The organism is Microcystis sp. LE19-41.2A (genome assembly GCF_027530405.1).
Classification (GTDB): domain Bacteria; phylum Cyanobacteriota; class Cyanobacteriia; order Cyanobacteriales; family Microcystaceae; genus Microcystis; species Microcystis aeruginosa.
Genome location: NZ_JAPZQJ010000115.1, coordinates 1 through 7,371 on the forward strand (window position 1 = coordinate 1; position 7,371 = coordinate 7,371).

Annotated in this window: 6 protein-coding genes and 3 pseudogenes; 3 read left to right on the plus strand and 6 right to left on the minus strand. The window is 42.6% G+C overall.

What is annotated here, in order from left to right:
* The first annotated feature begins 992 nt into the window (after nucleotides 1-992).
* On the plus strand, nucleotides 993-2,093 hold the full coding sequence (locus tag O9290_RS05085) for an alkene reductase (RefSeq protein ID WP_288054964.1): 1,101 nt from the start codon (nucleotides 993-995) through the stop codon (nucleotides 2,091-2,093).
* 470 nt (nucleotides 2,094-2,563) lie between these two features.
* Here O9290_RS05085 and O9290_RS05090 read toward each other — a convergent pair whose 3' ends face one another.
* Entirely contained in the window at nucleotides 2,564-3,187 is a 624-nt protein-coding gene (locus O9290_RS05090; protein ID WP_288054966.1) for a PEP-CTERM sorting domain-containing protein, read from the minus strand.
* Between the two features lie 334 nt (nucleotides 3,188-3,521).
* Between O9290_RS05090 and O9290_RS05095 the strand changes: the two genes are divergently transcribed.
* Both O9290_RS05095 and O9290_RS05100 read left to right on the plus strand, forming a co-directional pair.
* Nucleotides 3,522-4,328: an Rpn family recombination-promoting nuclease/putative transposase gene (locus tag O9290_RS05095; protein WP_288086779.1), complete on the plus strand. Its 807-nt coding sequence runs from the start codon at nucleotides 3,522-3,524 to the stop codon at nucleotides 4,326-4,328.
* A 29-nt stretch (nucleotides 4,329-4,357) separates the two neighbouring features.
* Nucleotides 4,358-4,531: pseudogene (locus O9290_RS05100) on the plus strand (DUF2887 domain-containing protein); the annotation flags it as partial.
* Between the two features lie 57 nt (nucleotides 4,532-4,588).
* On the opposite strand, the gene grrA reads toward O9290_RS05100, so the two are convergent.
* The 5 genes and pseudogenes from grrA to O9290_RS05125 all read right to left on the minus strand — a co-directional run.
* On the minus strand, nucleotides 4,589-4,963 hold the full coding sequence (gene grrA / locus O9290_RS05105) for a GrrA/OscA1 family cyclophane-containing rSAM-modified RiPP (RefSeq protein ID WP_288058172.1): 375 nt from the start codon (nucleotides 4,961-4,963) through the stop codon (nucleotides 4,589-4,591).
* A 14-nt stretch (nucleotides 4,964-4,977) separates the two neighbouring features.
* Entirely contained in the window at nucleotides 4,978-5,877 is a 900-nt protein-coding gene (grrP, locus tag O9290_RS05110) for an extracellular substrate binding-like orphan protein GrrP (protein ID WP_288025315.1), read from the minus strand.
* Between the two features lie 88 nt (nucleotides 5,878-5,965).
* A pseudogene (locus tag O9290_RS05115) lies at nucleotides 5,966-6,538 on the minus strand (PQQ-dependent sugar dehydrogenase); the annotation flags it as partial.
* Nucleotides 6,539-6,729: 191 nt separating this feature from the next.
* Nucleotides 6,730-6,933: pseudogene (locus O9290_RS05120) on the minus strand (PQQ-dependent sugar dehydrogenase); the annotation flags it as partial.
* 83 nt (nucleotides 6,934-7,016) lie between these two features.
* A partial coding sequence (locus O9290_RS05125; RefSeq protein ID WP_288058170.1) for an RNA-guided endonuclease InsQ/TnpB family protein occupies nucleotides 7,017-7,371 on the minus strand: 355 nt, incomplete at its 5' end.

Consider the following 7,371-nt stretch of genomic DNA (forward strand, 5'->3'; position numbering starts at 1 on the left):
ATGTACTACAAGAAGGATAATGCAAGGTTTTTGAACGTCCCAATCCTATTTTCTTGCACTAACATCGGACTTTAACAGGTCAAAAGCTTTATTTTAAAAGGGTTTTACCATTATTCAGCAAACCCTAAATAAATTGTGAAAAAATAGCTATTTTTTGGAGATTAGCACAATTAAATGAATGATGCTTGCTAAAAACTCGTGTTTTCCCATTTTTATCAACGCAATCTAGAGGCTGTTTGCCTCTTTTGGGTATTTTTGGGTATGTTTCCTAAAAAATGCTGATTCTGAAAAACCCTCTTGAAATTAGCAAGTACCGAATAGTAAGGGTTTCGTTTCAGTCTCTAGGAAGTCTATTTGATCGGTAAAACACCAGTTACTAGACATCTCGACAATGACTATTTCTGGTCAGATAAACATAAGCGTAATTACACTATTTTATACCGAACCATCATGACTCAACTACCAGAAAATATAGTTTCTGTCTTTTGAATTTTGGATGATATCGCTCTTCTGGAACTTTCGGAAATCCCTGACCGAATCCAGATTCTGAAACCCTTGGTTGACAAGTGATCGCTAACTTTTTTTCTAATAAAAACTCAAATTTCGGGTTTCTGTTAGTTAGCGATAGCTTGAAGGCTTACCCCATAAGAGAGCTAGAGTTTAGATACTGTAAGACTTTTGCCAGAGTCCCAGAAGAGCGATATAGCGGTTCTCACACCTGTGTGGCACACTTAAACCTTTGCTAATAAAGCTTTTCAATATCGATAATGTACCTCTTGCGAACAGGAAACGCTATAAATAAATTAAATAACTGGTAATTATAGTCAAATTTATGACCAAGAGCAATTATAGTCAGCTAATTGACCCGATTAATTCTCCTCCCTTAGCAGAGGAACAATCTCGCAGATAGACAGTCAATCATCCTTGGGTGCGATTGTCTGGTTTTAACTAACTGCGGTAAAATTAACCTAAATTCTCTATCGGCAAATTTGATGACTTCCTTCACTACTTCCCTAGCGCTTTTAAGTCAATTTAAATTGGGAGATTTAAACCTAGAAAATCGTCTTGTGCTTGCTCCCATGACGCGAGCGCGAGCGGGAGAAAAACGTCTTGCTAATGAGATAATGGCCGAGTATTACCGGCAAAGGGCCAGCGCCGGATTAATGATTACAGAAGCGACGGTAATTTCTCCTCAAGCTAACGGTTGGCAAAATACCCCCGGTATCTACACCGATGAACAAGCGCAAGCATGGCAAATGGTGACTAAAATCGCCCAAAGAAAAGGAACACCAATTTTTTGTCAATTGTGGCACTGTGGTCGCGCTTCTCATCCGAGTTTTCAGGAAAATGGGGCTTCACCAGTTGCCCCTTCCGCAATTAAGATTAAGGGGGAGTTGCACACACCCATGGGTAAACAGCCCTACGAGACCCCTAGAGCCTTAGAAACCGAGGAAATCAGCGCAATTGTCGCCGATTACCGTAAAGCCGCTCAGAGGGCAAAATTAGCGGGGTTTGATGGCATAGAAATTCACGGGGCCAATGGTTATTTAATCGATACTTTTCTACAATCTGTTACTAATCAGCGTCAGGATAAGTATGGTGGCAGTTTGGCGAATCGCTATCGTTTTTTACAGGAAATAGTCGAGGCAATTTTAACTGTTTTTCCCAGTCATCGGGTGGGGGTGCGTCTGTCTCCCAATGGGGTTTATAATGACATGGGTTCCGAGGATTTTCGAGAAACTTTTCTCTATATTGCCCAAAGATTAAATGAGTACAATTTAGCTTATTTGCATCTGCTAGATGGCTTGGCTTTTGGTTTTCATGAAAAGGGTAAACCGATGCTTTTATCCGAGTTTCGGGCTGTTTTTAATAGTGCTTTAATCGGCAATTGTGGTTATACCAAAGAAACTGCTGAAGCCGCTATTCAGTTAGGAGATGCGGATTTAATTGCTTTCGGTCGCCCCTATATCAGTAATCCCGATTTGGTGGAAAGATTCGCCAATAATTGGCCCCTTAATCCCGATGCTGAGATGAAAGATTGGTATTCTTTTGACAAGGAAGGTTATATCGATTTTCCCAGTTATAAACCCTAGTTAAGTAGCTGGTTATAATTAAATTAAAAATGGATTTTAGGTTTGATCCCCCCTGCCCCCCTTGATAAGGGGGGTGCCGATAGGCGGGGGGATCTGAAAGTTTTTAATACCTACCTACTTAGGGTTTGCTGAATAAATGTGAAATGTAGGCAAAGTAAGGGTTTTGGGGCTTTTCTTCCGAAACAGGTGCAAGATTTTGAGAGAATCGTCGTTCAAAACCTTGCGTCTTCATCGGCCCGCGTTCTGTAGGGGCGAAGCATTCGGGCAATAACCTATCGGTGAAACCGTAGATTTTCTATCCGAATGCTTCGCCCGTACTTTTTCAGCAGACCCTACTTAGTATTAGATATGTGTAATTAATTGTGTCTAGCTACTTATCCATTATGTCCCAAAATTCAATAGGCGAGAGTGCCTTTTTCCCTAACCAAAAAGGAAGGCTTTTAAACCTTCCTTACCATAGAATTGGTCATTTATTGCCGTTTGCAAGCCAATACACCCAGAGAACCCACCGCTAATAAGCCTAAAAGGGTGCCTGGTTCGGGGGTTGTCTGTGTCTGGGCAGGTTGAATGGTCCAGTTAGCAGCAACGATATTACCTGATACATTGGTCAATCGGACCTTGTAATAATAATTTGGGTCAGTATAGTAAACGCCATTGAACCCATTCACGTACCATCCTATAGGTGTTTGTGTAGAATTGGTTGAGACGACATTGACATTAGTATCATCATACCACTCAGAAGGAACAGCCGTTAACTGTCCTGAGGCATTGGTGACAAAGCTTCCTGTGCTAATAACACTCAACCCATCACCCCCATTAGGATTAAAGGTGGTAACGTGGGCCCCATTACCAAAGTTGAAGGTGACAGTCACAATGTCACTGGCGTTCCATGTTTGGTTGAACAGGGAAGTTCCCCCATTGTCAAGCTGATAGGTGATAACCGCAGTATCACCGACAATAACGTTATCGACATCAGCAGAGAAAACAGTATCCGTATAGGTAGCGGTAAAAATGGCGGCATGGGCGGGAATGGCAGTGAAAACGGCACAAGTCACCCCAGGAAGGCAAAGGGCTTTTAGCAGTTGATTAGTCATTTTTGATTGATTGACAAGTTAATTTCATGGCTAAGAATGGGGAAAAACTGCTCGTTATACCCCATAAATCATTGCTTAACAGCAATAAGCAGCCTCATTCTACCCCCCCCCGAATTTGTCAAGTATTCTCCGTTTTTTATTGATGAATCCAGAAAAAAGCCCATCAGGGAGAGACTGGAAGGGTTCGCCAAGGAAACATCTTAAATTAATCAGTAATGATTAAGATTGAGCTATTTTAGGGGTTAAAGTCGGTCCTTATTCCCCCCTTTATTAAGGGGCGTTAGGGGTGAGCAAAACGTCCTAATCTTAGCGCGTAGTGCTATAAAATAAGAGCATGAAAACTGACACGATTTTTTATCAACTCTTTCAATCATTCCCCTCTATCTTCTTTGAATTAATTCAACTCCCTATCAGCGAAGCCAATAACTACCGCTTTGACTCAGTGGAAGTCAAACAACTTTCCTTTCGTCTTGATGGAGTCTTTCTGCCTCAAAATAATCACCCCCAGACTCCTATCTACTTCTGTGAGGTACAATTTCAAGAAGATGAGGCTTTTTATCAGCGCTTTTTCACCGAAATATTCTTATATCTCAGTAAAACTGACTTAACCAATGATTGGCGGGGTGTGATTGTCTATCCTAACCCTCAAGTAGAAACCGATAAAGTTCAACGCTATCGGGAACTTCTCAACTCCGAGCGAGTCAGACGGATTTATCTGAATGAATTAGAAAACATTCCTCAAACTTCGATTGGTTTAGCTACAGTCCAATTAATTACCCTATCTAAAGCAAAAGCGCTTGATAGCACCCGAAAATTAATCCAAAGAGTGAGGCAAGAATTAACCCCCGACCAAAAACCCCAAGAACTCTTACAATTAATAGAGACGATTCTCGTTTATAAGTTACCGCTTCTCAATCGTCGGGAGATAGAAACTATGTTTAGTTTAGATGAATTAAAACAGACTCAGTATTTTCAAGATGTGCGCGAAGAAGCGCGTCAGGAAGGTCGTCAGGAAGGCAGACTAAACAAAGCATTAGAGGCGGTCCCTCGTTTGTTAGCCTTAGGGTTAAGCGTTGAGCAAGTTGCATCCGCCTTAGAGTTAGAGGTTGAACAAGTTAGAGCTATACAAAACGGGACATAAAAAATGCGATCGCCTTGTAAAATAAAAGCATGAAAACTGACACGATTTTTTATCAACTCTTTCAATCTTTCCCCTCTATCTTCTTTGAATTAATTCAACTCCCTATCAGCGAAGCGAATAACTACCGCTTTGACTCAGTGGAAGTCAAACAACTTTCTTTTCGTCTTGATGGAGTCTTTCTGCCTCAAAATAATCACCCTAGATTTCATCGTAAAACCGGGGTTGGGACGGGGATAAAGTTATCCCCTCACCCAACCTACTTACCGACGATTTAAGAAACCGCCACCATTACCCCAGCGCGGTCGGGAATTAAAGAAACCACCACCGTCAGACCAACCATTCCCCCAGGGCCGCGCATTAACGAAACTACCACCGCGACCATCTACCCAACCACCAGCACGACTATTCCCCCAACCGCGATTGCCACCATCTCCCCAGCCTAAAGCTTGTAAACTAGGATCGGCAGTACCGGACGGCAGTTGGTTAACCCGTTCGCGTACAGCGCTAGATAGACGACTTAAACGCGCTTCAATGGGATTAGCCTCCTCTGAGGCGGCCTGAGCGGTGCTAGTCAGACCGAAGGCAGATAAAGCGAGAAGAAAGCCGACTAAACCAGTTTTATTGCTGATATTCACCTGAATTTATGCTCCTATTTGGCTTCTTGGGGATTAATTTGGGCGTGTTCGATAACTTTGAAGGCAAAAAACCCCTTTAATAATTCTGGGGGGATGGGAACCATGCCTTGACTACCGAACCAGCGATCGATTTGACTAACGGTGGCCGTATCATTGGTGATGTAATCCTGCATCATTTTAACAATGGCATAGTTGACATCATCCAAAAAAGTAGAGTTATTTTCGGGAACCATGCAAGCGATGCCAAAATTAGCTAGAGCTTCTTCGGGGACGATTTCGTAGATTTTAGGGTTATCTCTGAGGATTGTTCCCGCTAAAGAGATGCTATCCCCCGCTATTGCGTCGATTTTACCTGTTTTTAAAGCTTCGAGGGCTTCTTCTACGGTGCTGTAGGTAGTAACAATTGTCGCTTGCGGTTGTACTAATTTAATCACATCCACGGCCGCAGAAGTGGGAACCAAGGCGATGCGTTTACCGATTAGGGATTGAGGAGTGGAGAGATTGCTACCTTTTTTAGCTAAAATCCTAATCCCAGAAATGCTGTAACTGATGGAAAAATCGACAACTTTCGCCCTTTCCCAAGTAAAAGCCGTACTACAAGCGATATCGATTTCCCCGCTACGAATGAGATTAATTTTCTCTCCGGGTTGGTTAGCTTCAATCATTTGCAGGGTGACGGGACGACCGAGACGAGTTTCCAATCGTTTTCTAATTCGTTCCAACACATCCATAGAATAGCCGACTAATTCCCCCTTATCATTGACGTAGGAGTAGGGAATCGCATCAAAACGGGTTCCTACGGTCAAAAATCCCGTGCGAGCCACTTTTTCCACCACTGTTTCCGCTAAACTCGGACTTGCGAGGAACATGGGCAATATGCAACCTAGTCCCACTAACTGTAAAATTTTCTTCATAAATCGAGTGCTTGCTCCCGTACAAACATAACTATACTAGAATTCACTAAAAAATCTTCAAGGTTTCCATAATAATTTCTGTGAACTTTTACAAATTAGATGGCGGTTCAAGGCGAATTAATTGACCGTTACCTTCATCGGTGAGCAGGTATAAAAATCCGTCGGGACTTTGACGCACATCCCGCACCCTCTGACCGATGGGAATCGCTTCTTGATTGATAATTTCACCCGATTTATCCACTGACAGACGGCGAATATCCCTGGAAACTAAACCACCGGCAAATAAATTTCCCTGCCAATTAGGAAAGCGATTACCGGTATAAAAGACCAATCCCGAAGGAGCGATCGCAGGTGTCCAAATTGTTTTCGGATCAATCAGACCGGGTCGAGATTCTTCGCTGGAAACTGGGGTATTAGTGCCGTACTCTTGACTAGCAGAAACCACTGGCCAACCATAATTTTTACCTTTTTCAATTAAATTTAATTCATCCCCTCCTTGCGCTCCATGTTCTGTTGCCCAGACTCTTTTAGTCATCGGATCAAAGCTGATTCCTTGAATATTCTGATGACCATAACTCCAAATTTTAGAACCGGCAAAAGGATTATCTTTAGGTAGAGAACCATCGTCATTGATGCGGATAATTTTACCTAGGGTCTGCTGAAAAAGTTTTTCCTGGGGGCAGGGTGTGGGGTGTGGGGTGTAGGGTGTAGGGTTTTACTCATTTTCAGGTGGCCAATTACCTAATTTTCAGGGAAAAAGTGCCTAAATTTCCCCCCGATCACTCCCATATCCAGTACTTTTTGATTGCCAAAAGGTCTAAAAGTCTTACCCAACAAGGTTTTTAGCTTTATTCAGCAAAGTCTACCTAAATGACTTTGCAGATTTTGGGACTGTTTTCTAATTAAATCTCCCGCTAATTGTAGGGGAGGATTACCCCCGTCCCCAATCGCTACCAATAAAGTGCCATCCGGTAGCCATAATAACCGCGAACCGAAGTGTTGAGAGTCGGTTTTTGCCTGGGAAACTTCAAAAATAACCCGCACATCTCGCAAACTTGCACCATCTTGACACTCCCGTCGCGCTCATGCGAGGGATTCTTGGTTCATCGAGTTTCCTTAATCTGACAGGACGTATCCAATCAAACCAGAGGGAATCTCTCCCCAAGCGTATTAGTTTCCGTGTGTCCCACGGTACTTAGTCCCTTTTTGAGAATGTTGATAGCGGCGTTAATATCTCTATCTTCTACATAGCCACAGTGAGGACAAATATGAGTTCTTGTAGATAGAGATTTAGGGACTTTTTGACCACAATTAGAACAATTTTGACTCGTGTTATGGGGGGCTACTGCTACCGTAGCCTTACCATATTTAAAACCAAAATATTCTAACCATTGTCGGAAAGTTGACCAAGCCACATCATTGATAGATTTAGCTAGTCTAGAGTTTTTTACCATGCCTTGAATATTTAAGTTGACCTGAGCGATGAAATCGTTA

Excerpts from the sequence above, each read along its gene's own strand:
- O9290_RS05085 (WP_288054964.1), top strand. The coding sequence starts at position 993 with ATGACTTCCTTCACTACTTCCCTAGCGCTTTTAAGTCAATTTAAATTG.
- O9290_RS05090 (WP_288054966.1), bottom strand. The coding sequence starts at position 3,187 with ATGACTAATCAACTGCTAAAAGCCCTTTGCCTTCCTGGGGTGACTTGT.
- O9290_RS05095 (WP_288086779.1), top strand. The coding sequence starts at position 3,522 with ATGAAAACTGACACGATTTTTTATCAACTCTTTCAATCATTCCCCTCT.
- grrP (WP_288025315.1), bottom strand. The coding sequence starts at position 5,877 with ATGAAGAAAATTTTACAGTTAGTGGGACTAGGTTGCATATTGCCCATG.